Source organism: Nonomuraea sp. NPDC049607, assembly GCF_040675375.1.
Lineage (GTDB): Bacteria > Actinomycetota > Actinomycetes > Streptosporangiales > Streptosporangiaceae > Nonomuraea.
Map to the genome: position 1 here is coordinate 198,755 of NZ_JBFAOV010000006.1, position 25,836 is coordinate 224,590.

Consider the following 25,836-nt stretch of genomic DNA (forward strand, 5'->3'; position numbering starts at 1 on the left):
TCGCGACGAGCCGTTAGGCTCGGTGCGATCCGTCGCCCGAAGGAGCTCTCTTGACGTTCTCAGAGCTGGAGACCCCGCCTCTCGACACCGCCCGCCGCCTGGCCGAGGGCGGCGACCTCGACGGTGCGGCGGCGATACTGACCGAGCTGGTCGCCGACCCCGACAGCCCCGACCGGGCCCAGGCGGCCGTGGGGCTTGCCGTGGTGCTCGACGAACGCGGCGACACCGACGCCGCCCGCGCCGCGGCCCGCACCGCGCTGGCCACCGGCCATCCCGAGTACGCCGCCCAGGCCGCCTGCCACCTGGCCCAGGGCTTCGAGCGTGAGGGCCGCGACGACCAGGCCAGGGCCGCCTGGCAGGCCGTGCTCGGCGTCGGCACGCCGGCCTACGTGCCGCTGGCCCACCTCGCGCTGGCCCGGCTGGCCGGCAGCCCGCAGGAGGCCGACAAGGAGCTGCGCGCCGCCTTCGACGCGGGCATCGACGTGGGCGACGCCGAGGCCACCGCGCACGCGGCCCGCCAGCTCGCCGAGACGCTGCTGGAGCACGGCGATCCGGGCGAGGCGGCCGGCCTGCTGCTGGACGCGCTGGAGTTCGCCCCGGCGCGGGAGCTGCCGGGGCTGCGGGTGCTGCTCGGCATCGCGCACCTGGAGCTGGCCTGCGCGGAGTTCGCCGAGGCCGTCGAGAGCGGGGCCGACCCCCAGACGGGAGCGCTGGCCATCGAGCTGCTGGCCCGCACGCTGCCGCTGCGCGGGCGCACCGAGGATGCCGGCCAGGTGTGGACCTACGGCCTCGAACACGAGGACGAGACCATGGCCGCCGAGGTCCGGCTGCGCTTCCACCGCGACGCCTGACCCCGGCCCCCTGAGGGCTCTCAGCCGCGCCGCATGATGGCCACGGCGGCGGCCACGTTGATGGCGACGATGGCCAGCCACGTGATGGTCAGGCCCACCAGGCCCGAGTTGCCGACCGCGATGGCGGTCAGCGGGATGCCGAGGCCCATCGAGCCCAGCGCGATGGGGATCATGGCGGCGCCGTTGCCCTGCCGCTGCCGGGGCTTGACCGGGGCCACGCCGTGACCGCCCAGCTCGGCCTGGACGCGGGCGGCGATGGTGGCGTCGAGCCGTTCGACGAAGGACTCGACGAGCGCGGCCTCGTAGTCGGGGCCGAGGTCGCGGCGGGCGTCGAGGGTGGCCTGCAGGTCATCGCGGATGGGGCGCATCTCTGGCATGAGAACCATCATGGCGGTTGTGCGGCGCGCCGTCATCGTACCTGGGGGCCAACGGCGCATCCTCCCCAGGTACGGTGCTGCCATGGAGATCATGACTCCGCGGGGGCCGGCGCTGGTGCAGGTCGAGGAGGCGGCCGAGCCGCGGCTGCTGCTGGTGCTGACCCACGGCTCGGCCGGGGGAGTGGACGCGCCCGATCTGCTGGCCGTCCGCGACGCCGCGCTCGGGGCGGGGGCCGCCGTGGCCAGGGTGTCGCAGGCGTTCCGGGTCGCGGGGGCGCGGGCGCCGGGCTCGGCGGCCAGGCAGGACGAGGCCTGGGAGATCGTGCTGGGCGAGCTGCGCGCCAGGTGGCCGGGGCTGCCGCTGGTGCAGGGCGGCCGGAGCAACGGCGCCCGGGTGGCCTGCCGTACGGCCTCGGCGGTGGGCGCGGCGGCGGTGGTGGCGCTGGCCTTCCCTCTGCACCCGCCGGGCAAGCCGGAGCGTTCCAGGGCCGAGGAGCTGCGCGGGGCCGGGGTGGACGTGCTGGTGGTCAACGGGGACCGGGATCCGTTCGGAGTGCCGGATCCCGCCGACTGCGCCCGGCTGGTGGTGCTGCCGGGCGAGGGCCACGACCTGAAGCGGGACCCCGCCCGGGTGGGCGAGGTCGTGGCCCGGTGGATCGGTGGTTACGCCGCCGTCAGGCGGCGCCCACCAGGGGGTCGGGCCGGTGCGGCGCGATGACGGTGCCGCTGGGCAGGAGCTCCCCGGTGTCCTCGAACAGGACGACGCCGTTGCAGAGAAGGCTCCACCCCTGCTCGGGGTGGCATGCGAGGGTGCGTGCTGCCTCGCGGTCCGGCGCCTCGGCAGACGGACAGGCCGGGTCGTGCGGGCACATCGGCGTGCCTCCGATATCTCGTGGGTGCTCCCGGGAGAGGGACGGGAGCGGCTCGGGTTTGTTGTTCTGGCAAGTGTGCGACGTGCGTCACACGGTCCGACATAGCCCGTTCGGACTGTTACAGGAGGATCCCCCGGTCGTGTGACCTTCGACACAGCGTGCCTTATGCAGGATAACGGGCCAAGCGCGACACGCGCACTACGTTTGCAACCCCTTGAGCAAAGCGTCGAGCCCTCTTTCGAAGTCCACATCAGCCCTTTCGTCCCGCCTGACCCATTCATCAACTTCTGGGTCAGCCCATCCTGATTGCTGGACTTCGACCGCCACGCTGCCGAACACGAACGCCCGCAGCGCCCGTACGGCCTCCGGGGCGTCGCCCAGGCCTCCGTCGGCGAGCTGTTCGGTCTGCTCCCTGATGGCGACGGAGGTGGCGCCCTTGGGAGGCTTGGTCAGGGCCAGCGCGAGCACGCCCGGATGCTCGCGCAGCAGCTCCCGGCCCGCCCGGCACCACGCCCTGGCCGTCTCCTGCCAGGTGGCCGCCTGCTCCACGTGCACCGACGTGACGTGCTCGGCCAGCGCGTCCATCAGCGCCTCCTTGCCGCGGGGCAGGTGGTGGTAGATGGCCATGGCCTCCACCTCCAGGGCGTCGCCCAGCCGGCGCATGGTGAGCCGGCGCAGCCCCTGGCTGTCGGCGATGTGGAGTGCGGCCTCGATGATGCGCTCGCGGGAGAGTGGGACGGGAGGTCTCTTTGCGGGCATGGTGATCATCTTACTGGGCGGCCCCGCCCGTCGCCCGGTGTTCGGAGGCGGTGTCGGACGGCGTACCCTTGTGGGTTGAACAGCAAAGACTGCGTGAAGGGCAGGGTCGATGGCGTTTTTCCGTCCGCGGGTGAGCCGTGAGGCCGAGGTTCGCTACCACGCGGACCAGGAGATCTCCAAGGGCTTCCCGCAGCTGCTTGACAAGGCCAGGCAGGCCGAGGCGATCGTGCGCGACCTGCGGGCCGCCGCGGCCGACGAGATCGAGCTGCTGGCGGCGGGCCGGGCGTTCGACGTCGCGCTGACCGAGGCGCTGCGGGCCGCGGAGGCCGGGCAGCGGGCCACGTTCGGCGTGCGGTCCTACGACGACCGCATCGCGCGCCGCAAGGCCAAGGCCACGCCCCCCGGGGCCCTGTGGACGGCCGAGGTCGACCGGCTGCGCACGCTGCGCGAGGAGAACCGCATGTGGGGCATCCCGCGCGTGCCCCGGCCGGTGCCCGCCACCGCCTGAGCACAGGCACACGAAAGCCCCGGCGCCTCGCGCGCCGGGGCTCTTCGTGCGTTCCGGATCTCTCGGCGGGAACCCGGGGCCTTGAGCAGAGCCCGGCGTCATGCCGGGGCTCTGTGTACAGCCCGGGGCTCTGTGTACGGCCCGGCGCTCTGTGTACGGCCCGGCGCTCTGTGGGCAGGGCGCCGGGGGCGGTCGTGGGTCAGCTGGCCCAGTCGAGCAGGGGGCGGGTGTTGCTCGGGTGGCGCAGCTTGGACAGCGACTCCTTCTCCAGCTGGCGGATGCGCTCGCGGGTCAGGCCGAGGTGCTTGCCGATCTCGTCCAGGGTGTGCGGCTTGCCGTCCACCAGGCCGAACCGCAGGGCCATGATCTTCGCCTCGCGCGGTGAGAGGTTGTCGAGCACGCCGCGCAGCTGGTCGCCCAGCAGCTGGCGGTCGACGATCTCCGACGCCTCCGGCGAGTCGACGTCCTCGATGAGGTCGCCGATCGTGGTCTCGCCGTCCTCGCCGATGGTCGCGTTCAGCGAGATCGGCTGGCGGCTGGTGCGCAGCAGCTCCTCGATCTGGTCCGGCGTCCTGTCGAGCTCGACGGCCAGCTCCTCGGGCGTGGGCTCGCGGCCCAGCCTCTGGTGCATGTCACGCTCGACCCGCGACAGCTTGGAGAGCATCTCCAGCACGTGCACGGGCAGCCGGATCGTCCGGGCGGAGTCGGCGAAGCCGCGCTGGATGGCCTGCCGGATCCACCACATGGCGTAGGTGGAGAACTTGAAGCCCTTGGTGTAGTCGAACTTCTCCACGGCCCTGATCAGCCCCAGGTTGCCCTCCTGGACGACGTCCAGCAGGGACATGCCGCGGTCGGTGTACTTCTTGGCCACCGAGACCACCAGCCGCAGGTTGGCCTCCAGCATGTGGTCCTTGGCCTGCCGGCCGTCCTCGATGACCAGGTGCAGGTCGTCGCGTACGGACGACGGCACGTCGGGGTCGGAGTCCAGCTTGTACTCGGCGTACAGGCCGGCCTCGATCCGGCGGGCCAGCTCGACCTCCTGGGCGGCGGTGAGCAGCGTCCGGCGGCCGATCGACTTCAGGTACGTGTGCACCGAGTCGCCCATGACGGACTGGTTGTCGTCCAGGTCATTGGCGTCGTTCTCGATCTCGACGTCCTCGGCGGTCAGTTCGAGGTCGTCGGGGGCCACGTCCTCCTCGTGCTCCGGCTTGCCGTCCGCCGGGTTTTTTGCCTCGGCGGCGGTGCGGCCGGTAGCCTTTGCCCCAGAAGCCTTCCTCGGCTTCGGAGCGCTCTTCTGGGTGGTCTTCTTGGCAGCGGTCTTGGCCAGGGACGGCTCGTTCTCGGCGGCCAGGCTCACACCGGCCTCCGACAGCTCGCGCAGGATCGTGCGGCCTTCAGAGGGGCTGATGCCGGCCTCGGCGAACGCGTCACGCAGCTCCGCCAGAGAAAGGTGACCCTGGGCTCGCCCTCGTTCAATGAGCTGGTCGAGAGACGCGGGCGGGGTCGCCACGGCGGTTCTGGGCATGAGGACACCTCCTCCGTACGGAGTCGAAGCGATCAGGCAGTTTGTGGTGGGGCGGTGGTCACTCCGCACGGCGCACCAGTATCAATAACGCCATTCATCGCTATTTGTTCCCGGGGTGATGAAAAAGGGGCGGAACGCCCGCAGGGCGCGCCACCCCTCGGGAAGGCGGAAACCTACTCCGCCACCTCGAAGCTTCCGGTCGCCTCGGGCATGGGCATCGGCTCGGCCTCCTCCATGCGGTTGCCGGTCCAGTAGTCGATGACCTCGCGCGGGTCGGGGTTGACCTCCGTGGAGACCACGATGCCCTCGGTGCGGTCGGGCGCGGGGACCGGCCGGCCGGTCGGCGGCGCCTGCTCGATCTCGGCCTGGGTCTTCCTCGCGACCGCGTCGAGCCTGCCCGCCGAGGCGGCCGCCGCGACCGACGCGCCACCGACGACGATCACGCCGACGACGATCACGGACGCCCACATCTTGCGGGTCTGGTTCATGAAGGCTCCCTTCCTTCTCCCCGTTATGACGCAGCCGCGGCGCGTCAGGTTCCTGTACGCAGCCGTACGAGATCGGTCTTGCCGTTGGGCAGCAGCGGCAGGCGGGGGAGAAGGCGCAGGCCGCGCGGGGCGGCGTGGGCGGGCAGCCGGTCGCGGCAGAAGGCGCGCAGCTCGGCCAGCGTGGGCGGCGCGGCCGGGTCGGACGGCACCACGAACGCGGTGACCGCCTCACCCCACTCCGGGTCTGGCAGGCCGGCCACGGCCACGTCGGCGATCTCGGGGTGCGCGCCGAGCACCGCGGTCACCACGGCGGCCACGACCTTCTCGCCGCCGGTGTTGACGACGTCGTCGGCCCGGCCGAGGACGCGCAGCCGGCCGTCGCTCAGCTCGCCGAGGTCGGAGGTGACGAACCAGTCGCCGTCGAGCGGCGTCTGCCCGGCGAAGCGGTAGCCGGAGAAGAGCACCGGCCCGGCGATCCTGATCAGGCCGTCCTCGCCGATTTTGAGATCTACATCGTAAAGGGGCTCGCCGTCGTAGACGCAGCCGCCGCACGTCTCGCTCATCCCGTACGTGGTGACCACCCGCGCGCCGAGCTCCACGGCCCGCTCGACCAGCCCCGACCGGGGCGCCGCGCCGCCGAGCAGGATCGTGCGGAACACCGACAGGTCCGCGCCCGCCTCGACCAGCCGATGGAGCTGCGTCGGCACCAGGGAGACGTGGTCGGCGCCGGAGGACAGCACGGCCCGCGCGTCGAAGGCGGGATGGATGATCGGCTCACTGCCCGACAGCAGGGCGCGGACCAGCACCTGCAGCCCCGAGACGTGGGAGACGGGCAGGCAGCACAACCACCGGTCGCCCTCGCCGGCCCCGATCCTGCTCAGCGACGCCGACGCCGAGGCGCGCAGCGCGGACGCCGACAACTGCACGCCCTTGGGGACGCCGGTGCTGCCGCTGGTGGCGATCACGACCGCCACGTCGTCCGGGACGCCGGCGCCGCCGGGCCGCGGCTCGCCGTCGACGTGCGTGGGGCGCAGCGCCTGGAGGACCTGGTGCTCGTGGCCCGGCTGGAGCGGCAGGACGGCGGGGCCGTCGCCGGAGAGCGCGTCGCGGATCGCGGTGAAAAGGCCGGGTCCCGGAGGCTGCACAATGGCATGCAGCGGACGGTCCGGATGCGACGGGTTCCTCCACATGCTCGTAAGGTTAATGGCGACAGGTCGGACACAGGTGCAGGGTAGGGTCGTGACGCGTTCTCCCGTGGTCTTCCGGATTCCGATGCGGACGCGGTTTCGCGGGCAGACCGTCAGAGAAGGCGTGCTGCTGCACGGTCCGGCGGGCTGGGGGGAGTTCTCCCCGTTCCCCGAGTACGGCCCGCGCGAGTGCGCCCGCTGGCTGGCGTGCGCCCGCGAGGCCGCCTTCGAGGGGTGGCCGGAGCCGGTGCGCGACCGCGTCCCGGTCAACGCCACCGTCCCGGCGGTCGACGCCGAGCAGGCCCATGAGCTGGTGAGACGCTCGGGCTGCGGCACGGCGAAGGTCAAGGTGGCCGAGCGCGGCCAGACGTTCGCCGACGACCTGGCCAGGGTGGAGGCGGTGCGCGACGCGTTGGGGCCGTCCGGGCTGCTGAGGGTCGACGTCAACGGCGCCTGGGAGGTCGACGAGGCCGTCACCCGGCTCAAGCGCCTCGACCGGTTCGGCCTGGAGTACGCCGAGCAGCCGTGCGCGACGCTGGAGGAGCTGGCGGCGGTGCGCAGGGCGGTCGACGTGCCGATCGCGGCCGACGAGTCGATCCGGCGCGCCGAGGACCCGCTGCGGGTCAGGGCGGCCGAGGCGGCCGACATCGCGGTGGTCAAGGTGCAGCCGCTGGGCGGGGTGCGCGCCGCGCTGCGGGTGGTGGAGGCCTGCGGGCTGCCGGCCGTGGTCTCCAGCGCCGTGGAGACGTCCGTGGGGCTGGCGGCGGGGGTCGCGCTGGCGGCGGCGCTGCCGTCGCTGCCGTACGCGTGCGGGCTCGGCACGATGTCGCTGCTGACGGGCGACGTGGTGGAGGACTCGCTGACGCCCGTGGACGGCTGGCTCCCGGTACGACGCCCGTCGGTGAATTTTCAGCATTTGTCGGAATTTGAGATTGAATCTCCCCAGTGGCTTCGCCGGATGCAGGAGGCGTCACGTTGAATCCCGCAACCGCGCTGGCCACGGTGCTCGTGGACGAGCTGGTGCGCTGTGGCCTGACCGACGTGGTGCTCGCGCCCGGCTCGCGCTCGGCCCCCCTCGCCCTGGCGCTGCACGCCGAGTCGCGGGTGCGCCTGCACGTGCGCGTCGACGAGCGCTCGGCCTCCTTCCTGGCGCTCGGCCTGGCCAAGCGCTCCGAGCGGCCGGTGGCGCTGATCTGCTCCTCCGGCACGGCCGCGGCCAACTTCCACCCGGCGGTGATCGAGGCGAACGAGTCGGGCGTGCCGCTGCTCGTCCTGACCGCTGACCGCCCGCCCGAGCTGCGCGGCACCGGCGCCAACCAGACGATCGACCAGGTCAAGCTGTACGGCACCGCCACCCGCTGGTTCGCCGAGGTCGGCGTGCCCGAAGACCGTCCCGGCATGGTCGCCTACTGGCGTTCGCTGGCCTGCCGCGCCTACCAGCGCGCCTCCGGCCCGGCCAACCCCGGCCCGGTGCACCTCAACATGGCCTTCAGGGAGCCGCTGATCCCCGACGGCGACACGAGCTGGTCCGAGCCGCTCGACGGCGGCGCGAACGGCCCCTGGGTGCGGGCCCGCGTCGCGCCCCCGCCCATCGCCCTGCACATCCCGCCCACCCGGCGCGGCGTGCTCGTCGTCGGCGACGGCGCGGCCAACGTCCGGCGGTACGTCGCCGCCGCAGGCATGGCGGGCTGGCCGGTGCTCTCGGAGCCCAACGGCGGCGCCCGCTACGGCGACCACTCCATCTCCAGCTACCACTACCTGCTCGGCACCTCCGAGTTCGCCGACTCCCACCGCCCCGACGTGGTCGTCACGCTGGGCCGCCCCGGACTGTCGCGCCCGCTGCTGTCGTGGCTGAAGCGGGCCGAGGAGCACATCGTGGTCGCCCCCGACCTCGACCGCTGGCCCGACCCGACCAGATCGGCCACGCAGGTCGCGCAGGCCGTGGAGATCCCGGTCGCCTCCGGCGACGACAGCTGGCTGCACGCCTGGCGGCAGGCCGACGCGGCCGTCCGGGCGGGCCTCGACGCCGTCCTGGACGTCTCCGGCACCACCGAGCCGCGCCTGGCCCGCGACCTGGTCGACGCGCTGCCCAACGGCGCGCTGCTGTTCTGCGGCTCCTCGATGCCGATCAGGGACCTCGACCAGACCATGCGGCCGCGGCGCGGCATCAGGCTGATGGCCAACCGGGGCGCCTCCGGCATCGACGGGCTGGTGTCCACGGCCATGGGGGCCGCGCTGGCGCACAACGGGCCCTCGTACGCGCTGCTCGGCGACCTGTCGTTCCTGCACGACCAGAACGGGCTGATCCTCGGCCCCCGCGAGCCCCGGCCCGACCTGTGCCTGGTCGTCGTCAACAACGACGGCGGCGGCATCTTCTCGCTGCTGCCGCAGGCGACGGTGCGCGACTCGTTCGAGCGGGTCTTCGGCACGCCGCACGGCGTGGACCTGGCCTACGCCGCCGCCGCGACCGGGACGCCGTACACGCTGCTCGGGGACGTCGGCGACCTGCCCAAGGCGATGCGCGGCGAGGGGCCGCGGGTGGTGGAGGTGCGCACCGACCGCGAGGAGAACGCGGCCGTGCACGGCCGCCTGCGCGAGGCGGCCCAGGACGCCGTGCGGGAGTTCCTCAACTCCTGAGCGCCTCCAGCAGGCGGTTGAGCGGGCTGTCGAGCCCGTAGCGGTCGGCCAGGGCCACCAGGGCCTCCGGGTCGCGCGGCTTGTCCGGCAACGTCAGGTCGGCGGCGGGCAGCGGCGCCTCGGAGGCCACCTCGACCACGGCCGGCGCGGCGTCGAGGTAGTCGCGGGCGGCGGCCAGGCGGTTGCGGCTGCCGGCCGGGAACCCCTCGGTGACGCCGGAGTCGAGCGCCTCCAGCAGCGCGGCGAGCGAGCCGAACCGGGTGATCAGGGCCGCCGCCGTCTTCTCGCCGACGCCGGGCACGCCGGGCAGGCCGTCGCTGGGGTCGCCGCGCAGGGTGGCGAAGTCGGCGTAGGCGCGGCCGGGGATGCCGTACTTGGCGGTGACGAACGCCTCGTCCACGAACTGCAGGTTGCGGATGCCGCGCGCGGTGTACAGGACGCGGACCGGGCGCGAGTCGTCGACGAGCTGGAACAGGTCGCGGTCGCCGGTGACGATCTCGACGGCGCCCTCGGCCTGGTGGGTGAGGGTGCCGATCACGTCGTCGGCCTCGAAGCCGGGCGACTCGGGACGGGCGATGCCCACGGCGTCGAGGACCTCGTTGATCACGGCGATCTGCGGCACCAGCGCTTCGGGCACCTCCTCGGCGTCGCCGTGGGCCACCCGGTGCGCCTTGTACGTCGGGATCGCCGCCACCCTGAAGGCGGGCCGCCAGTCGGCGTCCATGGTCGCGGCGAGCGCGGCCGGGGAGTGCCGGCGGACCAGGGTGGCGATCATGTCGATGAGGCCGCGCACCGCGTTGACCGGGGAGCCGTCGGGCGCCTTGATCGACTCCGGGATGCCGTAGAAGGCGCGGAAGTAGAGGGACGGTGTGTCCAGAAGCATGAGCACCCGTCTATGGTCGCACTCCCGCCGCCCTCCCGTCCGGCTCCGGGACGGCGACGGCCAGCAGGCACGCGTCGTCCTCGGGGTTGGGCCCGCCGATGTCGGCCAGGAGGCGGTCGAGCCCGGCCTCCAGGTCGTGGGCGGACAGACCGGCGGCGGCGGCCAGGACCAGCTCCCGGCCGACGTCGATGTCGCGGGTGCGCCGCTCGACCAGCCCGTCGGTGAACATCAGCAGCAGGTCGCCGGGCCGCAGCCGGGTGTGGGCCAGCTCGTAGGGCCGCCCGGAGACCGCGCCGAGCAGCACGCCCCGCGGCCTGCCCAGCGGGGTCGCCCGGCCGTCGCGCACCAGGATGGGGTCGAGGTTGCCCGCCTGGCCCCAGGTGAACAGCAGCGTGCCGGGGTCGAGGTGGCCGATGACGGCCGTGGCGGTGGTGTCCTTGAGCTGGTGGAGCACCAGGTCGTTGAGCCAGGACAGCAGGCGGTCGGCGGGCCGGCCGGTCATGGTCAGGCCGACGAGCGCGTGGCGCAGGTGGGCCATGTGGGCGATGGCGGGCAGGCCGTGGCCCGACACGTCGCCGATGGCCAGCAGCAGGCGGCCGTCGGGCGTGGTCGCGGCCTCGAACCAGTCGCCGCCCAGGCTCGCGGTCTTCTCGGCCGGCACGTAGCGGACGGCGATCCTGGCCCCCGGCAGGTCGAGGCAGCCGGTGGGCGCGGGCAGGATCGCCTCGCGCAGCGCCAGCATCACGTTGCGCTCCTCGGCCGCCTGCTCGCGGGCCTCCAGGAGCTGGCGGCGCGACTCCGACATCATGCGCTCGGCCCTGCGGCGGCCGGTGATGTCCTGGATGACGCCGTGCATGCCGACCGGGCCGCCGGCGGACATCAGCGGTTCGAGCACGACGCGCAGGTCGCGCAGCTCGCCCGTGCCGCGCCGGACGCGGAACTCCGCGTGCACGGCCTCGACGCCCTCCACCACCTGCCACAGCAGCCGGTCGAGCGCGTCGAGGTCGGCGGGCTCGACCATGACGGCCAGGTCGGGAAGGGACAGCGGCCCCTCCTCGCGGTCCCTTCCGAAGATCGCGTAGACCTGGTCGGACCAGAGCGCCGCCCCAGTGCGCAGGTTCCACTCGGCCCAGCCCATGTTGCCCAGCCGCTCGGCGTGGGCGAGCCGGACGGCCAGCAGCTCAGCGCCGGCCCCGCGCGCCCGCCCGTGCGGCGCTCCCTGCCTGACCAGCTCTGCCGCGCCTGCGAAGTCGACCATGGCCTCACTCTCAAAGTGCAGTGGAACTGGACAATTGACCCCACAATACGTGATCAACGTGCAACGGAGTGTAGCCATGGGCTCTCTTGTTGTGAGAAGTTTTCGCGGATTTTAGCCCTCGGCGGACAAGCGGCCTGCTGGAGTGAGGCCGCCGGCCGTCCGAGTAGATTTGGCTCGTGACGTCCTCAGACCTGTATCCCGTGTCCCGTCTTGCCGCCGCTCAGGAGGCCACCGCCAAGGCCGGTCTCGACGCCCTGCTGCTCACCCCCGGGCCCGACCTGCGCTATGTCAGCGGCTACGACGCCAAGCCGCTGGAGCGGCTGACCTGCCTCGTGGTGCCCGCCTCGGGGGAGGCGTACATGATGGTGCCCCGGCTGGAGCTGCCGGCCGCGCAGGCCTCGCCCGCCGCCCGGCTCGGGCTGGAGTTCGTGGCCTGGGACGAGACCGACGACCCCTACCGCATCGCCGCCTCCCGGCTGGGCCGGGTGGCCAAGGTGGGCCTGGCCGACCGCATGTGGGCGATGTCGTCGCTGCGCTTCCGCGAGGTGCTGCCGGAGGCCGAGCAGGTGCTGGCCGGCACGGTGCTGCGCGACCTGCGCATGCGCAAGTCCCCGGCCGAGGTGGCGGCCCTGCGCGAGGCGGGAGAGGCCATCGACGCGGTCCACCGGCAGGTGCCCGATCTGCTGCGCGCCGGCCGTACCGAGCGCGAGGTGGGCCGCGACATCGCCGAGGCGATCCTGGCCGCCGGCCACGCCACGGTCGACTTCGTCATCGTCGCCTCAGGGCCCAACGGCGCCAGCCCCCACCACGACGTGTCCGACCGGGTGATCCAGGCCGGCGAGCCGGTCGTGGTCGACATCGGCGGCCAGCTCCACAACGGCTACTGCTCCGACTCCACGCGCACCTACAGCGTGGGCGAGCCGCCCGCCGAGTTCGCCGCCTACTACGAGGTGCTGCGCCGGGCCCAGGACGCCGCCTGCGCCGCGGTGCGTCCGGGCGTGTCGTGCGAGTCGATCGACGCGGCGGCCCGCGACGTCATCGCCGAGGCGGGCTACGGCGACTACTTCATCCACCGCACCGGCCACGGCATCGGCATCGAGACGCACGAGGAGCCCTACATCGTCTCGGGCAACGACGAGCCGATGGAGGCCGGGTTCGCCTTCTCCGTCGAGCCCGGCATCTACCTGCCCGGCCGCCACGGCGCCCGGATCGAGGACATCGTCGTGTGCACCGAGACCGGCGGCGAGCGGCTGAACAACACGCCGCGCGAGCTGGTGATCGTCCAGCCGTAACGGTCGTGTTCACCGAGGTCAGGTACGCCACCCGGCCCGGGTCGGCGCACCCCAACGAGGACCTGGCGGTGGCCGGGCCCTCGTGGGCGGTCGTGCTCGACGGGGCCACGGCGGCGCCCGGGGCCGGCGGCGGGTGCGCCCACGACGTCGCGTGGCTGGTCGGGCGGCTCGGCGGGGCGCTGGCGGCCGGGCTGGCCGCCGACGGGCGCTCGTCGCTGGGCGAGATCCTGGCCGAGGCCATCTCCGTCACCATGGGCGCCCACTCCGGCACGTGCGACCTGGGCGACCCCGACTCGCCGTCCGCGACCGTGGCCATGCTGCGCTTCGGCGGGGGAGTGGTGGAGTACCTGGTGCTGGGTGACTCCCCGGTCGTCCTCGCGCGGGCCGGCGGCGGGGCCGAGGTCATCGGCGACGACCGGGTCGAGCGGCTGCCGGGCGGGCGGCCGTACTCGCCGGAGCTGGTGCGGCGCATGCGCAACGCCGAGGGCGGGTTCTGGGTGGCCTCCACCCGTCCCGAGGCCGCCGGGCAGGCGGTCAGCGGGGTCGTGGAGGCGTCCGGGCTGCTGGGGGCCGGGCTGTTCACCGACGGGGTGACCCGGCTCGTGGAGTGGTACGGGTGGAGCTGGGAGTCCGTGCTGGCCGAGCTGACCGGCGGGGGGCCGGGGGCGCTCATCGCGGCCGTGCGGGGGCTGGAGGTCGAGCGGGGAGCGGTGCGCGGCAAACGACACGACGACGCCACCGCCCTCTGGGCCGCCTTCCCGCCCACCCCCTGACTGCCCACCCGTGACTGCCGGCCCCCCTGACCGCCTCCCACCTGTCTGCCGTGAGTTGGCGTCCCAGGAAGGGGGCGCGAGGGCAGGAGGGCGTTCGTGGGTATCGGTGGGGTGGGCGGGTGAGGGCGGGGACGCCTTGATCGGCCTTACGTGATCATGAAACAATTCTCCGGCAGGTGCATTCGTCCGGCCGTTGGGGGGCGTCGCCCATGAGCTGCGTACCGTGCGGGTGGCCCTAGGGTGCCCGGCGAGGAGCTGGACGAGGCGTTCAGGCTCGGCCGCACCTGCGCCCTGGCCGCCGAGTGCGGCAGGGATCTGCGGCGCTGCGCCCAGCTGTACGACGGCCTGTTCCCCGGCGCGGCCTTCGACGCCGAGTTCTACCAGGCCCTGACCCTGGCCACCGCCTTCAGCGCCCCCTGGGCCGGCGCGGGCGGGCTGAGGGCGGTCAACCGGAGCGCCCTGTGGGTGCTGGCCGTCGACCGCCTGGTGGACCATGCCGCCACCACCCGCGAGCAGGTCGACCGGCTGACGGGCGAGTGCCTGGCGGTCGCCGGCGGCGCGGTGCCGCGCTCGCCGGTCACCCGCTTCCTGGCCGACCTGCGTGACGAGCTGGCCACCGCCGAGGGGTTCGGCGTGGCCCAGCAGCTCTGGCGCGACCAGCTGGCCAGGACGCTGTCCGGGATGGCCAGGGCCTGGGTGTGGCGGGACACGCGGGCGGTGCCCACGCTGGAGCGCTACCTCGACAACGCCGACAGCCACGGCTCCTGCTTCGTGGACCTGTCCCACTGGATCTACACCGGCGACGGCTGGACCACGGGTCACCTGGACGAGCTGTGGGCGGTCAGCCGCCGGGTCCAGCGCTACCTGCACCTGCTCGGCGACCTCGCCTCCTACCGCAGGGACCTGAGCTGGGGGGACCTCAACGCGCTCGCGCTCGGGGTCGCCGGCGGCGAGGTCGCCGACGCGATGGCCGGCCTGGCCCGCGAGGCGAGCGGCCTGATCGAGACGCTGCGCGGATGCAGCCCGCGTACGGCCGCCTACCTGCGCCGACGGATCGGCTTCAATGCCGGCTTCACCGGTATTTCGGACTTCGACCCCGCTACCTAACGATCCCGTCGAATAAGCTGACAAGTCCCTTGACCGCCGCGCAAGGCGCAGGCGATTTATGGGACTAGCGGCGATAAATCGTGACATTTTGTTCCTTGTAAAAGTTTGTACCTTGAGTGGAAAATGTGGCGTTGCTAGGGTGGCTCGATGCCAGGCACGTCGAACGGCCTTCACCACACGTCTTGACAGATGACACTGACCAAGCGCGAAGGCCGCACGTGCGCGGGACCTGTACGGGCGGTGCTGGATGGAATTCGGTCGCGTCGACCGTTGGCGGCTGCCGACCGCGATCAAGATCTTGATCGCCGGCGGATTCGGCGCGGGCAAGACCACCATGGTGGGCGCCGTCTCCGAGACCCGCCCGCTGCGCACGGAGGAGGCGCTCACCCACGTCGGCACGCACGTCGACGACCTGTCGGGCGTCGAGCGCAAGCTCACCACGACCGTCGCGATGGACTTCGGCCGCATCACCATCCGCGACGACTACATGCTCTATCTGTTCGGCACCCCGGGCCAGGAACGTTTCTGGTTCGTGTGGGACGAGCTGGCCATGGGCGCGCTGGGCGCCGTGGTGCTGGCCGACACCCGCCGCCTGGCCGACTGCTTCCCGGCGGTCGACTACTTCGAGAAGCGCGAGCAGCCGTTCATCATCGCGCTCAACTGCTTCGACGGCACCAGGCCCTTCACCGTCGGCGAGGTGCGCTCGGCCATCGGGCTGGAGCCGGACGTCCCCATCGTGCTGTGCGACGCCCGCAGGCGCGACTCCGGTCGCCAGGTGCTCATCACCCTGGTCGAGCACGCGATGAACCGAGGGGTCGCTCCCGTCGGGACCATGTCGTGACCATCACCGGCTACCTTTGACCGATGGAGGAGATCGACCGCCGGATCGTCACGCTGCTCGCCCACGACGGCCGCATGAGTTTCACCGACCTGGCCAGGGAGACCGGGCTCTCCGTCTCCGCGGTCCACCAGCGCGTACGCCGCCTGGAGAAGCGCGGGGTCGTCCGCGGCTACGCCGCCGTCATCGACCACGACGCGATCGGGCTGTCGCTGACCGCGTTCGTCTCGATCAAGCCGATCGACCCCGCCGCGCCGGACGACGCCCCCGAGCGGCTGGCCCACCTGAGCGCCATCGAGGCCTGCCACAGCGTCGCCGGCGACGAGAGCTACATCCTCAAGGTGCGCGTGGCCTCCCCGGTGGCGCTGGAGGACCTGCTGCAGCAGATCCGCGCCTCGGCCAACGTCTCCACCCGCACCACCGTGGTCCTGAGCACGCCCTACGAGCACCGCGCCCCCGTCGTCGCCTCCGACGTCACCCCGGCCGAGCCCGACCAGAACGCCTCCGCCTGACCCGTCTGCCGCCTCAGCGGGTGACCGGGAGCTCGAAGTGGTCGCGCAGGCGTCTCAGCGCGGGCTCCGGGACGCCCAGGTGCTCCAGCCCCAGCAGCGCCGCCCCCGCCACCGGCGGCAGGTCCGCCACGACCAGCTCGGCCTGCGGCGCCCTGGCCGCGAACCCCGACTCCAGCAGCGGCGTCAGCAGCGGGTCCCGGGCCGTGAGCAGGCCGCCGCCGAGCACCACCTCGACCGGCGTCTCCAGCAGGCCGAGCCGTCGCAGGCACACCTCGGCCATCACGGTGACCTCCTCGGCCTGCCGTTCGACCAGCGACCGGGCGAGCGCGTCCCCGGCCGCGGCGAGGGCCAGCACGCCGGGGGCCAGCTCGTGCAGCCGTCCCTCGTCCACCCGTCCGAAGTGCAGGCCGAGCACCAGCTCCTCGACGGTCGCGGTGCCGAAGTGGGACGTGACCAGGTCCGTCAGGGCCGTCGGCGCGCCACGGCCGTCCTCGGCGCGCACGGCGTGCCACAGCGCGTCCTCGGCCACGCCCTGGCCGCCGCCCCAGTCGCCGCTGATGCGGCCGAGCGAGGGGAAGCGGGCGATCTGCCCGGTGGGGGAGACGCCGATCGCGTTGATGCCCGCGCCGCACACCACCGCCACCCCCCACGGGGCCGACGTGCCGGCCCGCAGCAGCGCGAAGGTGTCGTTGCGCACCACCACGTCGCCGAACCCGCGGGCGGTGAACTCGGCGGCCAGCGCCTCCTCCTCCACCGGGAAGTCGGCCCCGGCCAGGCAGGCCGAGACGTGGTCGAACGCCGTGACCGGCAGGCCGCAGCGGGCCGCCGCCTCGGCCACCACGTCCACGGCCGCCGCCACGCCCGCGCTCTGCGGCTCGAAGGGGCCCGCGCGGCCGGTCGCGACCACCTCGCCGTCGTCCGCGACCACCGCCACGTCGGTCTTGCTGTTGCCGCCGTCGACGGCCAGGATCAGGCGCGGGCGGGCCACTAGCCCACCGTCCAGGGCAGGTGCTCCCGGTTGGCCTCCAGCAGCAGGCCGGTCAGCTGCTCGGCGGCGTCGTCCTGGCCGATCAGCGGGTGCGCCAGCAGGGCGTCGCGCACGCGGTCGGCGCCGCCCCGGCGGGCCGCGTCCAGGGCCAGGGTCTCGTACGCCGACACGTGCGCGATCAGCCCCGCGTACAGGGGCTCGACGGGCGGCACCGGCAGCGGCGCGGCGCCGGACGCGGTGATCGCGGCGGGCACCTCGATGACCGCGTCGTCGTCCAGGAAGGGCAGGGTGCCCTGGTTGCGCACGTTGACGACCTGGGCGTCGCCCCGGTCGCCGAGCAGCGAGGCGATCAGCGCCACCGCCGACTCCGAGTAGAACGCGCCGCCCCGCTGGTCCAGCAGCTCCGGCTTGGTCACCACCGACGGGTCGCCGTACATCTCCAGCAGCCGCGTCTCCATCGCCGCCACCTCGGCCGCCCGCGACGGCTTGGCGCGCTGCTCGCGCACCACCGCGTCGTGGGCGTAGAAGTAGCGCAGGTAGTAGGACGGGATGACGCCCAGCCGCCGGATCAGCTCCACCCGCAGCCCGAGCGCCTCGGCGATCTCCTCGCCGGCCCGGTCGATGATCTCGGGCAGCACGTCCCGGCCGTCGAGATGGACCGAACGCTCCCAGCTCAGGTGGTTCAGCCCGACGTGGCCGAGCGAGAGGCGGCCGGGGTCGACGCCCAGTCCGGCGGCGAAGCGGCGCTGGAACCCGATGGCGACGTTGCACAGGCCGATGGCCCGGTGGCCGGCGTCCAGCAGCGCCCTGGTGACGATGCCGACCGGGTTGGTGAAGTCGATGATCCAGGCGTCGGGGGCCTCCCGGCGTACGGTCTCGGCCAGCTCCAGCACGACGGGGACCGTGCGCAGCGCCTTGGCCAGGCCGCCCGCGCCGGTCGTCTCCTGGCCCACGCAGCCGCACTCCAGCGGCAGCGTCTCGTCCACGTTCCTGGCCGCCTGCCCGCCCACCCGGAGCTGGAACAGCACGACCTGGGCCCCCGCGACCCCCTCGGCCACCGAGGAGGTGGCCAGCACGCGCGCCGGATGCCCGGCGTGCGCCAGCATGCGCCGCGACATCCCCGACACCAGCTCAAGACGGGACGGATCCGGATCGATGAGGGCGATCTCCGTCACGGGCAGCTCGTCACGCAGCCGCGCGAACCCGTCGATCAGCTCCGGCGTGTACGTCGAGCCGCCCCCGACCACGGCGAGTTTCAACCCTTCACTCCTGTCAAGGTCACGCCCTCGATGAACACTCTCTGGGCGAAGAAGAACACGATGATCACCGGCGCGGTCACCAGCAGGGTGGCGGCCATGGTGAGGTTCCACTGGACGCTGTGGAACGCCTTGAACGTGGCCAGGCCGAGCGAGAGCGTCCAGCCCTCCTGCTCGACGCCGGCGTACAGCAGCGGCCCGTAGTAGTCGTTCCAGCAGTAGAAGAACTGGAACAGGGCGACGGCGGCCACGGCCGGCCGGGCCATCGGCAGGATCACCCGGACCAGCGTCCTGAAGTCCGAGCACCCGTCCACCTTCGCCGCGTCGATGTACTCGCGCGGGATCGTGATCAGGAACTGGCGGAGCAGGAAGATCGAGAACGCGTCGCCGAACAACATCGGCAGGATCAGCGGCCACAGGCTGTCGGTCAGCCCCAGCCGGGCCCACACCAGGTAGATCGGCACCGCGATGACCTGCGGCGGCAGCATCATCGCGGTGATCACCAGGAGGAAGGCCGCCCGCCGCCCCCGGAAGCGGAAGCGGGCCAGGGCGTAGGCCACCGGGACGGAGGACAGCAGCGTGAACACCGTGCCGAGGCCGGCGTACAGCAGCGTGTTGATCCCCCAGCGCAGCAGCTTCGACTTCTCGAACACCACCACGAAGTTGTCGAAGTTCCACGTGCGCGGCCACAGGTCGCCGGTCAGCGCCTGCTCGTCGGTCATCAGCGCGGTCAGCGTCAGGAACACCACCGGCGCCAGGAACATCAGGGCCAGCACGATCGCCACCGCGTGCGTGGCGATCCACACCAGCGTGCGCCGCCGCCGGGCCCTGACCCCCTGCCGTCGCGCGGGCGCCGCGGGCGGGGCGGGGGCGGTCATGGTCGCGCTCATATCGCCTCCTCGGCCCGGCGGAACTGCCGCAGCAGGATCAACGTGAAGATCATGGACGTGGCGAACAGCAGCAGCGCCAGCACGCACGCGTAGCCCATCGTCCAGTCGCGGAAGCCGGACTGGAAGAGCCACTGCGGCAGGGTCAGCAGCGACTCGTCCGGGTAGCCGGGGGTGAAGGCCGAGCCGGGGGAGTCGGTCGCGCCCGAGGCCACCCGGGAGGCGATCATCGCCTGAGTGAAGTACTGCAGGGCGTAGATGACGTTGGTGACCAGGGCGAACATCAGCACCGGCGCGATCGTCGGCAGCGTCACGCTGCGGAACTGCCGCCAGGCCCCGGCGCCGTCGATGGCGGCGGCCTCGTACAGGTGCCTGGGGACGTCCAGCAGCGCCGCCATGAAGATCACGGCGAGCTGGCCGCAGCTCCACAGCGACAGCAGCGTCAGGCTCGGCTTGGACCAGGCCGGGTCGCCGAACCAGTCGGGGCCGTGGATCCCGAACAGGGCCAGGAACTTGTTCCACGGCCCGGTGGCCGGGTTCATCAGGAAGACGAACGTGATCGTCCCGGCCGCCAGCGGGACCAGCGACGGCAGGTAGAAGATCGTCCGCAGGACGCCGACTCCGGCCTTGAGCCTGACCACGAGCTGGGCCAGGGCCAGGGAGAACAGCACGGTGGCCGGCACCATGATCGCCACCAGCCACAGCGTGTTCTTCGCCGACATCGCCACCCGCGGGTCGTGCAGCAGGTACGCGTAGTTGTCCAGCCCGATGAACTCCGGCGTGCTGGTCATGTCGTAGCGGTAGAAGGAGAAGTACACCGTGGACAGCAGCGGATAGACGAAGAAGATGGACACTCCGGCGATCCACGGCGACAGCCACAGCAGGGCGCGCAGGCCCTCGCCGCGCCGCCACCTCGACGGCGCGGCGTGGGGGGCGGCATGGGGGGCGGCGTGGGGGGAGGAGACCATCGCCGATCAGCCCCCGGACAGCTTCAGCTTGTCGTCGATCTGCTTGTCCACGCCCTTGAGCCCGGCGTCCAGGTCGGTGACCGCGCCCTTCTCCCACTTGACGACGAAGGTCGCCAGCGCCTCCTGGTTGAAGACGCTGTTGACGCTCGGCGGCAGCGTCGAGGTCTTGGGGTGGGCGAAGACGTCGAGGAAGGTGGCGAAGTTCGCGTCCTTGGCCAGGTCGGGCGATTCCATCGCGGCCTTGGTCGTGGGCACGTTGCGCAGGGCGTTGGAGAGCGTCACCAGCGAGCTGGTGTCGGTGGTCAGGTACTTGACCAGCTCCCACGCCTGCTGGGGGTTCTTGGCGCCCTTGGGGACGCCGATGACGGTGCCGGCGGTGAAGCCGCTGCCGTACAGGTCGGGCTTGTCGTCGGCGACCGGCAGGGGAGCGGTGGCGTAGTCGAGCCTCTTGGCGTCGTTGGCGATCATGGCGTTGCGCCACTCGCCGTCCAGGACCATGGCGATCTTGCCCTTGTAGAACGGGTGGTCGGCGCTCCACTCGTCGCCCAGGCTCTTGCGGAACTTCTCCAGCTTGTCGTAGCCGTACCAGTCGATGAGGTCCTTCTGCCAGCGCAGCAGGGCCTTCCAGGCCGGGTCGGTGCCGATGGCCGAGGTGCCGTCGGCGTTGTACCAGGTGGCGCCGACCATGGGGGCCAGATGGCTGGGGCTGTTCTCGTAGTACTGCGTGCTGGGGACGAACCCGGCCACCTTGATGTCGCCGTTCGCGTCCCGGACGGTCAGCTTCTTGGCCAGGTCGGCCAGCTCGGTCAGCGTCCTGGGCGGCTGGTTGCCCTTCATCAGGGCCTTGTTGTAGTAGAGGCCGTACGCGTCGGCCAGCAGCGGCAGCGTGCACTGCCGGCCGCCGAAGCCCGTGTAGGAACGTGCCACCTCGGGCAGCACCGACAGGTCGATGCCGTCCTGTTTGATCACCGGGGTGAGGTCCTGGAACGATCCCGACCTGCACCATTGGGCGACGTTGTCCGTCGTGAACGAGGCCGCCACGTCCGGCGCGTTTCCGCCCCGGATGGCCTGCGTGATCTGGTCGTCCTGGACGCCCTTGGTGGCCTTGACGGTGATCTGCGGGAACTTGGCCTGGAACCCGGCGATGGCCTCCTCGAACGCCTTGACCTCGGCGTCGGTGGAGAATCCGTGCCAGAGCTGGATCGTGGCCGCCGGGAGGGCCGCGGAGGCCGAACCCGAGGGCCTGGGCTGGGAGCCGAGCGAGGGCCCGGCCTCCCTGCCGGCGGTGCAGGCGGTGAGCGCGAGGATCGCGACGGCCGCCAGGGGGACGAAGCGCACGGGGGGTGCCTCCTGCCGCTGGGGGGATCATGAAGTGAGGGTGGAACGGGAAGAGATGGCTCACGAAGGGACGGTCGAGCTGAAGACCTCGTCGCGCACGGTGTCCAGGGCCAGGTCGAGCGCGCCGGCCAGCACCGGGTTGCCCTCCACGTGCGACAGCCGCACGACCGGGCGCGGGATGGTCAGCGCGTGCAGCTCGTGCTCGACCAGCTCGCGCAGCGTCTCGCCGCCCGACAGCACGACGCCGCCGGTCAGCACGATCAGCCCGGGATCGATGACGGACGTGACGGCCGCCAGGCCCACCGCCAGGCGGGCGGCGATGTCACGCAGCCCCGCCTTGGCGTCGTCGGCCTTCTGCCCCGAGCCCTCCGCCACGCGGACCGCCTTGGCGATGGCCTGGCGGAAGTCGGTGCCGTGCACGCCGTAGGAGCGCAGCAGCCGCAGCACGGCCGGACCGCCGGTCAGCGCCTGGTAGCCGTGGTTGGCGTAGCGGCCGGCCTCGCGGGCCGTCGGCGCGCCCGGCGTCGGCATGTAGCCGACCTCGCCCGCGCCGCCGGTCGCGCCCCTGTGCATGCGCCCGCCGAGCACGATGGCCGAGCCGATGCCCTCGTCGGCCCACAGCAGCACGAAGTCGGGGTGCCCGCGCGCCGCGCCGTGCGCCTGCTCGGCCAGGGCGACGAGGTTGACGTTGTTCTCCACGTCCACGGCCACGCCGAGACCCGCGCTGAGGGTGGGCACCAGGTCGTCGATCTGCCAGCCGGGCACGTCCTTGGCGGCGGCGTAGCCGAGCCGGCCGGTGGCCGGGTCGATCGCCGCCTGCACGCCGATCACGACCCTGCGCAGCTTGTCCGGCGGGTTCGCGCCGGCCAGCGCCGCACCCAGCCGGTCGACCAGCTCGCCGCCCGGCCGCCGGGGCGTCGGCAGCGTGTACGAGCCCACGACCGTGCCGGTGATGTCGGCGACGCGGGCCTCGATGCGGTCGGGGGTGACGTCGAGCGCGCCCACGTAGGCGGCCGCCGGGTTGATCCGGTAGACCTCGGCGGTACGGCCCGGCAGGCCCTCCCTGATGCCGTCCAGCACGACCAGCCCGGCCTCCTGCAGGCGCGACAGGAGCTGGGAGGCGGTGGGCTTGGACAGGCCCGTCAGGGCGCCCAGCTCCGGACGGGTCAGCGACCCGCGCTCAAGAAGCGCCCGCAGGGCCGCGCGGTCGTTGATCGCGCGCAGCAGGCTGGGCGTTCCCGGAACCGGACCGGTCATCAGGTGGACTCCTTCGTCGAAGTTAGGAAACTTTCCTAACTCCGGAACATAGGGAGTTCTCCCGTGCTGGTCAAGAGGGCGAAACCAAGCCGTGACCCGGGAAGGGGAAGGGAAGATGGGAGTGCCTCGACAGGCGTGCTAATGTCATCGTTTGTCGCAACAACAAGCAGAATGGCCCGGAGTGTCCCATTAACCACAATAATGGTCAGGCGGCAACTCGTCAAACGGAGCTCGCCAAGGAGCAGTCGTACGTCACCGGTCTCTACGACCGCCTCGACGAGCTGCGCGAGCGCACCCAGCGCCGGCTCAAGGAGGTGCTGGCCACGGGTGCCGTCGGCACGATGCAGAACAGATCCGAGCGCGACTCCTTCGCCGACATGTACGCCGGCCGCCTGGCCCGGCTCTGGGCGGTGGAGCGCGGCCTGGTTTTCGGCCGGCTCGACCACGTCGACGAGGGGCGCCTCTACATCGGCAAGCTCGGCCTCACCGACGACGAGCAGCGCCGCCTGCTCATCGACTGGCGGGCGCCGGTCGCGCAGCCGTTCTACCGCGCCACCCCCGCCGCGCCCATGGGCCTGACCAGACGCCGTCACCTGCAGACCAGGGAACGCAGCGTCATCGGCGTCGACGACGACCTGCTCGACCTCGACGCGCTCACCGACGACGACCGCGCCACCCTCAACGGCGAGGCCGCGCTGCTGGCCGCCCTCGACGAGCGCCGCACCGGCCGCATGCGCGACATCGTCGCCACCATCCAGGCCGAGCAGGACCGCGTCATCCGCGGCGACCTCAACGGCGTCCTGGTCGTGCAGGGCGGCCCCGGCACGGGCAAGACCGTGGTGGCCCTCCACCGGGCCGCCTACCTGCTCTACACCCACAGGGAGCGGCTGGAGCGCCGAGGCGTGCTCATCCTCGGCCCCAACCTCACCTTCCTGCGCTACATCGAGCAGGTCCTGCCCTCGCTCGGTGAGACAGACGTGCTGCTGTCCACCGTGGGGGAGCTGTACCCGGGCGTGACCGCCACCCGGCGTGACCGTCCGGAGGTGGCCGCGGTCAAGGGCGACGCGCGGATGGCCGGGGTGATCGAGCGCGCGGTGCGCGACCGGCAGAGGGTGCCGCGCAAGCCCATCGAGCTGACGGTGGGCCGGCTGACGCTCACCGTCGACCGCAACATGCTCGACGCCGCCAGGAACAAGGCCGTGCGCTCGCGCCGCCCGCACAACCAGGCGCGCGCGGTGTTCGTCAGGTCGCTGCTGAACGCGCTGGCCAGGCAGCAGGCCCGCAAGATCGGCAAGGGGCTCCTCGACGACGACGAGCTGGCCGACCTGCGCGAGGAACTGCGCACCGAGCCGGTGGTCAAGGCGGCCCTGAACCGGCTGTGGCCGTACCTGACGCCCCAGCGGCTGCTGCTCGGCCTGTACGGGTCGCCCGACCGGCTGGAGGCGGCGGGGGGCGTCCTCAGCCCCGCGGAGAGGGCGTTGCTGCGCCGCGAGTCGGCCGAGTGGACCGACGCCGACGTCCCGCTCCTGGACGAGGCCGCCGAACTGCTCGGCGACATCGACGAGCACGTGCTCCGCGCCTCGGCGATGCAGGCCGAGGAGGAGCTGGCCGCGGCCCGCCAGGCCGAGGAGCACCAGCGCGAGGCCGAGCTGGCCTACGCCCGCGAGGTGCTGGAGCTGACCGGCCTGTCCGACGTCATGGAGGCCGAGCGCCTGGCCGAGCGCCAGCGCGGCGACGGCCCCTACCTCACCACCGCCGAACGCGCCGCCGCCGACCGCACCTGGGCCTACGGGCACGTGATCGTGGACGAGGCCCAGGAGCTGTCGCCGATGGCGTGGCGGGCGGTCATGCGGCGCTGCCCGACGCGGTCGATGACGATCGTCGGCGACATCGCCCAGACCGGCTCGGCGGCGGGGGCGCGGTCGTGGGCGCAGGTGCTGGACCCGTACGTGGCCGGGCGCTGGCGTCAGGAGCGGCTGACGGTCAACTACCGCACGCCCGTGGAGCTCATGGAGGTGGCCGCGCGGGTGCTGGCCACCATCGACCCTGCCCTGGAGGCACCGGCGTCCGTGCGCGAGCTAGGCGCGCGGCCGTGGGCGGCGCCGCTGGCCGCGCTGGACGGGCTGGCCGGGGCGGAGGTCGAGCAGGGCGGCAAGGTCGCCGTGGTCGTGCCCGACGCGCTGCTGGACACCATCGGCGCGCGGCTGGTAGCGGCCGTGGACGGCGCCGCGGTGGTCATGCCCGGCGCCGGACGCGCCGCCGGTGCGGCCGCCCTGGACGCGCCCCTGGCGGTGATGGGCGTGGCCGACGCCAAGGGCCTGGAGTTCGACTCGGTGATCGTGGCCGAGCCGGACCTCATCGCCGCCCAGTCGCCACGCGGCCCGAGCGACCTGTACGTCGCTCTGACCCGGTCCACGCAGCGGCTGGGCGTCGTCCACGAAGGCCCGCTGTCGGAGGCTCTGTCGGGGCTGCCGGGCAGGCCCCCGACGTCGGCAAATGGGCTTTGACCCGCTTTAGGATGGCAGGCCGAACATGCCCCACCTGCGGAAACTTGATGTTCCCGCTGATCGGGACACGGTTGACATCTGAGGTGGAGTCGGTAGTTTGCTGCGCAGTCCAGCACGGGACTTGGCCGGTTGGCCGTCTCTGACATCGTCGGATCCTGCGTCCGTGACGGAGCGTGACTTCGTCCACACAGCCAGGTGCAGGGCCGTCGGTCCGTCGAGTCGGGGCACCCCGACCGGTTGGGGGGTTGGACCCGGGACGGGTCCGGGAGCCCAGTAGACAACGGAATTCCGCGCTCGCCGCCGACGAGACGGGTCCGGTCCGAAGGGTTTCCGGGCCCTCTTCCCGCTCTCGTGCGCTGGATCGCGGATCGCGCCGGGTGATCCCGTCCCGAACGGGATCACCCAGCCGGCCGCCCGACCGCCTGCGAGCGGCTGTTTTCGATCTCGGTGTGCGCCGCTGGCTTGAGCGCGGCCCCGGGGCGGTAGCGTTTTCGCAAGCAGGCGTGCGATTTTGCGAGGAGACCCGGCGTGGTTCAGGACAAGACGAGCCTTCCGCCCGTCCCCGGGCGCGAACCGGCTCCCGAGGCGAACGCCTCCGACACCGCGCCGGAAGACACCGCCCTGAACGACACCGCGCCGGAGAACACCGCGCCGGAGAACACCGCGCCGGAGGGCGCCGCTCCCGAGAGCACCGCGCCGGAGAACATCGCGCCGGAGGGCGCCGCGCCGGAAGGGCCCGCTGACACCGGCCCCTCCGCGGACAAGGGC

The 25,836-nt window shown here is 72.6% G+C and carries 26 protein-coding genes; 11 read left to right on the forward strand and 15 right to left on the reverse strand.

The genetic code is table 11. From position 1 onward, the window contains the following. The first annotated feature begins 50 nt into the window (after positions 1 to 50). The gene (locus AB0J97_RS14745) at positions 51 to 851 is read left to right on the forward strand and encodes a hypothetical protein (RefSeq protein ID WP_357704867.1); all 801 of its coding nucleotides are present in this window, start codon (positions 51 to 53) and stop codon (positions 849 to 851) included. A gap of 20 nt (positions 852 to 871) precedes the next feature. Here the strand turns inward: AB0J97_RS14745 and AB0J97_RS14750 are convergent, their stop codons facing one another. Then, positions 872 to 1,228 carry a hypothetical protein gene (locus AB0J97_RS14750; protein ID WP_364088401.1) on the reverse strand — a complete coding sequence of 119 codons (357 nt, stop codon included), beginning with the start codon at positions 1,226 to 1,228 and terminating at the stop codon, positions 872 to 874. Positions 1,229 to 1,310: 82 nt separating this feature from the next. On the opposite strand from AB0J97_RS14750, the gene AB0J97_RS14755 reads away from it, so the two are divergent. After that, the gene (locus AB0J97_RS14755) at positions 1,311 to 1,946 is read left to right on the forward strand and encodes an alpha/beta family hydrolase (protein WP_364088403.1); all 636 of its coding nucleotides are present in this window, start codon (positions 1,311 to 1,313) and stop codon (positions 1,944 to 1,946) included. On the opposite strand, the gene AB0J97_RS14760 is transcribed toward AB0J97_RS14755, so the two are convergent. Both AB0J97_RS14760 and AB0J97_RS14765 read right to left on the reverse strand, forming a co-directional pair. Beyond that, positions 1,903 to 2,100: a DUF5999 family protein gene (locus AB0J97_RS14760; protein ID WP_125637444.1), complete on the reverse strand. Its 198-nt coding sequence runs from the start codon at positions 2,098 to 2,100 to the stop codon at positions 1,903 to 1,905. The two genes, AB0J97_RS14755 and AB0J97_RS14760, sit on opposite strands and share 44 nt — an antisense overlap. A gap of 198 nt (positions 2,101 to 2,298) precedes the next feature. Continuing rightward, on the reverse strand, positions 2,299 to 2,859 hold the full coding sequence (locus AB0J97_RS14765) for a TetR/AcrR family transcriptional regulator C-terminal domain-containing protein (RefSeq protein WP_364088405.1): 561 nt from the start codon (positions 2,857 to 2,859) through the stop codon (positions 2,299 to 2,301). A gap of 130 nt (positions 2,860 to 2,989) precedes the next feature. Between AB0J97_RS14765 and AB0J97_RS14770 the strand changes: the two genes are divergently transcribed. Next, positions 2,990 to 3,367 (forward strand): hypothetical protein, encoded by a 378-nt coding sequence (locus tag AB0J97_RS14770; protein WP_357704876.1) that lies wholly within the window; start codon positions 2,990 to 2,992, stop codon positions 3,365 to 3,367. A 199-nt stretch (positions 3,368 to 3,566) separates the two neighbouring features. Here AB0J97_RS14770 and AB0J97_RS14775 read toward each other — a convergent pair whose 3' ends face one another. From AB0J97_RS14775 to AB0J97_RS14785, 3 genes are all read right to left on the reverse strand, one after another. Next, a complete protein-coding gene (locus tag AB0J97_RS14775) occupies positions 3,567 to 4,892 on the reverse strand; it encodes an RNA polymerase sigma factor (protein ID WP_364088408.1) in 1,326 nt (441 codons plus the stop codon). Positions 4,893 to 5,065: 173 nt separating this feature from the next. Next, the gene (locus tag AB0J97_RS14780; protein ID WP_357704879.1) at positions 5,066 to 5,380 is read right to left on the reverse strand and encodes a hypothetical protein; all 315 of its coding nucleotides are present in this window, start codon (positions 5,378 to 5,380) and stop codon (positions 5,066 to 5,068) included. Between the two features lie 44 nt (positions 5,381 to 5,424). Continuing rightward, positions 5,425 to 6,570, reverse strand: coding sequence for an AMP-binding protein (locus tag AB0J97_RS14785; protein ID WP_364088410.1), 1,146 nt, complete (start codon positions 6,568 to 6,570; stop codon positions 5,425 to 5,427). 49 nt (positions 6,571 to 6,619) lie between these two features. On the opposite strand from AB0J97_RS14785, the gene AB0J97_RS14790 reads away from it, so the two are divergent. Continuing rightward, positions 6,620 to 7,546: an o-succinylbenzoate synthase gene (locus tag AB0J97_RS14790; RefSeq protein WP_364088415.1), complete on the forward strand. Its 927-nt coding sequence runs from the start codon at positions 6,620 to 6,622 to the stop codon at positions 7,544 to 7,546. After that, a complete protein-coding gene (menD, locus tag AB0J97_RS14795; RefSeq protein WP_364088417.1) occupies positions 7,543 to 9,204 on the forward strand; it encodes a 2-succinyl-5-enolpyruvyl-6-hydroxy-3-cyclohexene-1-carboxylic-acid synthase in 1,662 nt (553 codons plus the stop codon). Before AB0J97_RS14790 ends, menD begins: the two co-directional genes overlap by 4 nt. Here the strand turns inward: menD and AB0J97_RS14800 are convergent. Beyond that, on the reverse strand, positions 9,194 to 10,087 hold the full coding sequence (locus tag AB0J97_RS14800) for a 5'-3' exonuclease H3TH domain-containing protein (RefSeq protein ID WP_357704951.1): 894 nt from the start codon (positions 10,085 to 10,087) through the stop codon (positions 9,194 to 9,196). The two genes, menD and AB0J97_RS14800, sit on opposite strands and share 11 nt — an antisense overlap. 10 nt (positions 10,088 to 10,097) lie before the next feature. Beyond that, on the reverse strand, positions 10,098 to 11,345 hold the full coding sequence (locus tag AB0J97_RS14805) for a SpoIIE family protein phosphatase (RefSeq protein WP_364088419.1): 1,248 nt from the start codon (positions 11,343 to 11,345) through the stop codon (positions 10,098 to 10,100). Positions 11,346 to 11,521: 176 nt separating this feature from the next. On the opposite strand from AB0J97_RS14805, the gene AB0J97_RS14810 reads away from it, so the two are divergent. The 5 genes from AB0J97_RS14810 to AB0J97_RS14830 all read left to right on the forward strand — a co-directional run bounded on the left by AB0J97_RS14810 (position 11,522) and on the right by AB0J97_RS14830 (position 15,867). Beyond that, positions 11,522 to 12,637 (forward strand): Xaa-Pro peptidase family protein, encoded by a 1,116-nt coding sequence (locus tag AB0J97_RS14810; protein ID WP_357704889.1) that lies wholly within the window; start codon positions 11,522 to 11,524, stop codon positions 12,635 to 12,637. Positions 12,638 to 12,642: 5 nt separating this feature from the next. Continuing rightward, positions 12,643 to 13,410 carry a protein phosphatase 2C domain-containing protein gene (locus tag AB0J97_RS14815; protein WP_364088422.1) on the forward strand — a complete coding sequence of 256 codons (768 nt, stop codon included), beginning with the start codon at positions 12,643 to 12,645 and terminating at the stop codon, positions 13,408 to 13,410. A 240-nt stretch (positions 13,411 to 13,650) separates the two neighbouring features. After that, positions 13,651 to 14,517 (forward strand): terpene synthase family protein, encoded by an 867-nt coding sequence (locus AB0J97_RS14820; RefSeq protein WP_364088424.1) that lies wholly within the window; start codon positions 13,651 to 13,653, stop codon positions 14,515 to 14,517. A gap of 247 nt (positions 14,518 to 14,764) precedes the next feature. Then, a complete protein-coding gene (locus AB0J97_RS14825; RefSeq protein WP_357704895.1) occupies positions 14,765 to 15,358 on the forward strand; it encodes an ATP/GTP-binding protein in 594 nt (197 codons plus the stop codon). A 23-nt stretch (positions 15,359 to 15,381) separates the two neighbouring features. Further along, complete coding sequence (locus AB0J97_RS14830; RefSeq protein WP_364088427.1) at positions 15,382 to 15,867, forward strand: Lrp/AsnC family transcriptional regulator; 486 nt, start codon at positions 15,382 to 15,384, stop codon at positions 15,865 to 15,867. A 13-nt stretch (positions 15,868 to 15,880) separates the two neighbouring features. On the opposite strand, the gene AB0J97_RS14835 is transcribed toward AB0J97_RS14830, so the two are convergent. The 6 genes from AB0J97_RS14835 to AB0J97_RS14860 are packed head-to-tail and all read right to left on the reverse strand — an operon-like array spanning position 15,881 to position 22,561. Then, positions 15,881 to 16,855 carry a BadF/BadG/BcrA/BcrD ATPase family protein gene (locus AB0J97_RS14835; RefSeq protein WP_364088429.1) on the reverse strand — a complete coding sequence of 325 codons (975 nt, stop codon included), beginning with the start codon at positions 16,853 to 16,855 and terminating at the stop codon, positions 15,881 to 15,883. Then, on the reverse strand, positions 16,855 to 18,114 hold the full coding sequence (locus tag AB0J97_RS14840) for a 6-phospho-beta-glucosidase (protein WP_357704901.1): 1,260 nt from the start codon (positions 18,112 to 18,114) through the stop codon (positions 16,855 to 16,857). The genes AB0J97_RS14835 and AB0J97_RS14840 overlap by 1 nt, the downstream gene beginning before the upstream one ends. Further along, the gene (locus AB0J97_RS14845; protein WP_357704903.1) at positions 18,111 to 19,001 is read right to left on the reverse strand and encodes a carbohydrate ABC transporter permease; all 891 of its coding nucleotides are present in this window, start codon (positions 18,999 to 19,001) and stop codon (positions 18,111 to 18,113) included. Before AB0J97_RS14845 ends, AB0J97_RS14840 begins: the two co-directional genes overlap by 4 nt. Then, positions 18,998 to 19,966, reverse strand: a complete 969-nt coding sequence (locus AB0J97_RS14850; protein WP_364088432.1) for a sugar ABC transporter permease — start codon at positions 19,964 to 19,966, stop codon at positions 18,998 to 19,000. The genes AB0J97_RS14845 and AB0J97_RS14850 overlap by 4 nt, the downstream gene beginning before the upstream one ends. A gap of 6 nt (positions 19,967 to 19,972) precedes the next feature. Next, complete coding sequence (locus tag AB0J97_RS14855; protein ID WP_364088434.1) at positions 19,973 to 21,304, reverse strand: ABC transporter substrate-binding protein; 1,332 nt, start codon at positions 21,302 to 21,304, stop codon at positions 19,973 to 19,975. A gap of 60 nt (positions 21,305 to 21,364) precedes the next feature. After that, positions 21,365 to 22,561, reverse strand: a complete 1,197-nt coding sequence (locus AB0J97_RS14860; protein WP_364088436.1) for an ROK family transcriptional regulator — start codon at positions 22,559 to 22,561, stop codon at positions 21,365 to 21,367. Between the two features lie 341 nt (positions 22,562 to 22,902). Here AB0J97_RS14860 and AB0J97_RS14865 point away from each other — a divergent pair, with 341 nt between their 5' ends. Further along, positions 22,903 to 25,068, forward strand: a complete 2,166-nt coding sequence (locus AB0J97_RS14865) for an ATP-binding domain-containing protein (protein ID WP_364088438.1) — start codon at positions 22,903 to 22,905, stop codon at positions 25,066 to 25,068. A gap of 533 nt (positions 25,069 to 25,601) precedes the next feature. Here the strand turns inward: AB0J97_RS14865 and AB0J97_RS14870 are convergent. Then, entirely contained in the window at positions 25,602 to 25,775 is a 174-nt protein-coding gene (locus tag AB0J97_RS14870; protein WP_364088797.1) for a pentapeptide repeat-containing protein, read from the reverse strand. Between the last annotated feature and the right edge of the window lie 61 nt (positions 25,776 to 25,836).

Coding starts and splice junctions, on each gene's coding strand:
- AB0J97_RS14750 (WP_364088401.1), bottom strand. CDS start 1,228: ATGCCAGAGATGCGCCCCATCCGCGATGACCTGCAGGCCACCCTCGAC.
- AB0J97_RS14755 (WP_364088403.1), top strand. CDS start 1,311: ATGGAGATCATGACTCCGCGGGGGCCGGCGCTGGTGCAGGTCGAGGAG.
- AB0J97_RS14760 (WP_125637444.1), bottom strand. CDS start 2,100: ATGTGCCCGCACGACCCGGCCTGTCCGTCTGCCGAGGCGCCGGACCGC.
- AB0J97_RS14765 (WP_364088405.1), bottom strand. CDS start 2,859: ATGCCCGCAAAGAGACCTCCCGTCCCACTCTCCCGCGAGCGCATCATC.
- AB0J97_RS14775 (WP_364088408.1), bottom strand. CDS start 4,892: ATGCCCAGAACCGCCGTGGCGACCCCGCCCGCGTCTCTCGACCAGCTC.
- AB0J97_RS14780 (WP_357704879.1), bottom strand. CDS start 5,380: ATGAACCAGACCCGCAAGATGTGGGCGTCCGTGATCGTCGTCGGCGTG.
- AB0J97_RS14785 (WP_364088410.1), bottom strand. CDS start 6,570: ATGTGGAGGAACCCGTCGCATCCGGACCGTCCGCTGCATGCCATTGTG.
- AB0J97_RS14800 (WP_357704951.1), bottom strand. CDS start 10,087: ATGCTTCTGGACACACCGTCCCTCTACTTCCGCGCCTTCTACGGCATC.
- AB0J97_RS14805 (WP_364088419.1), bottom strand. CDS start 11,345: ATGGTCGACTTCGCAGGCGCGGCAGAGCTGGTCAGGCAGGGAGCGCCG.
- AB0J97_RS14825 (WP_357704895.1), top strand. CDS start 14,765: ATGGAATTCGGTCGCGTCGACCGTTGGCGGCTGCCGACCGCGATCAAG.
- AB0J97_RS14830 (WP_364088427.1), top strand. CDS start 15,382: ATGGAGGAGATCGACCGCCGGATCGTCACGCTGCTCGCCCACGACGGC.
- AB0J97_RS14845 (WP_357704903.1), bottom strand. CDS start 19,001: ATGAGCGCGACCATGACCGCCCCCGCCCCGCCCGCGGCGCCCGCGCGA.
- AB0J97_RS14850 (WP_364088432.1), bottom strand. CDS start 19,966: ATGGTCTCCTCCCCCCACGCCGCCCCCCATGCCGCCCCCCACGCCGCG.
- AB0J97_RS14860 (WP_364088436.1), bottom strand. CDS start 22,561: ATGACCGGTCCGGTTCCGGGAACGCCCAGCCTGCTGCGCGCGATCAAC.
- AB0J97_RS14865 (WP_364088438.1), top strand. CDS start 22,903: ATGCAGAACAGATCCGAGCGCGACTCCTTCGCCGACATGTACGCCGGC.
- AB0J97_RS14870 (WP_364088797.1), bottom strand. CDS start 25,775: ATGTTCTCCGGCGCGGTGCTCTCGGGAGCGGCGCCCTCCGGCGCGGTG.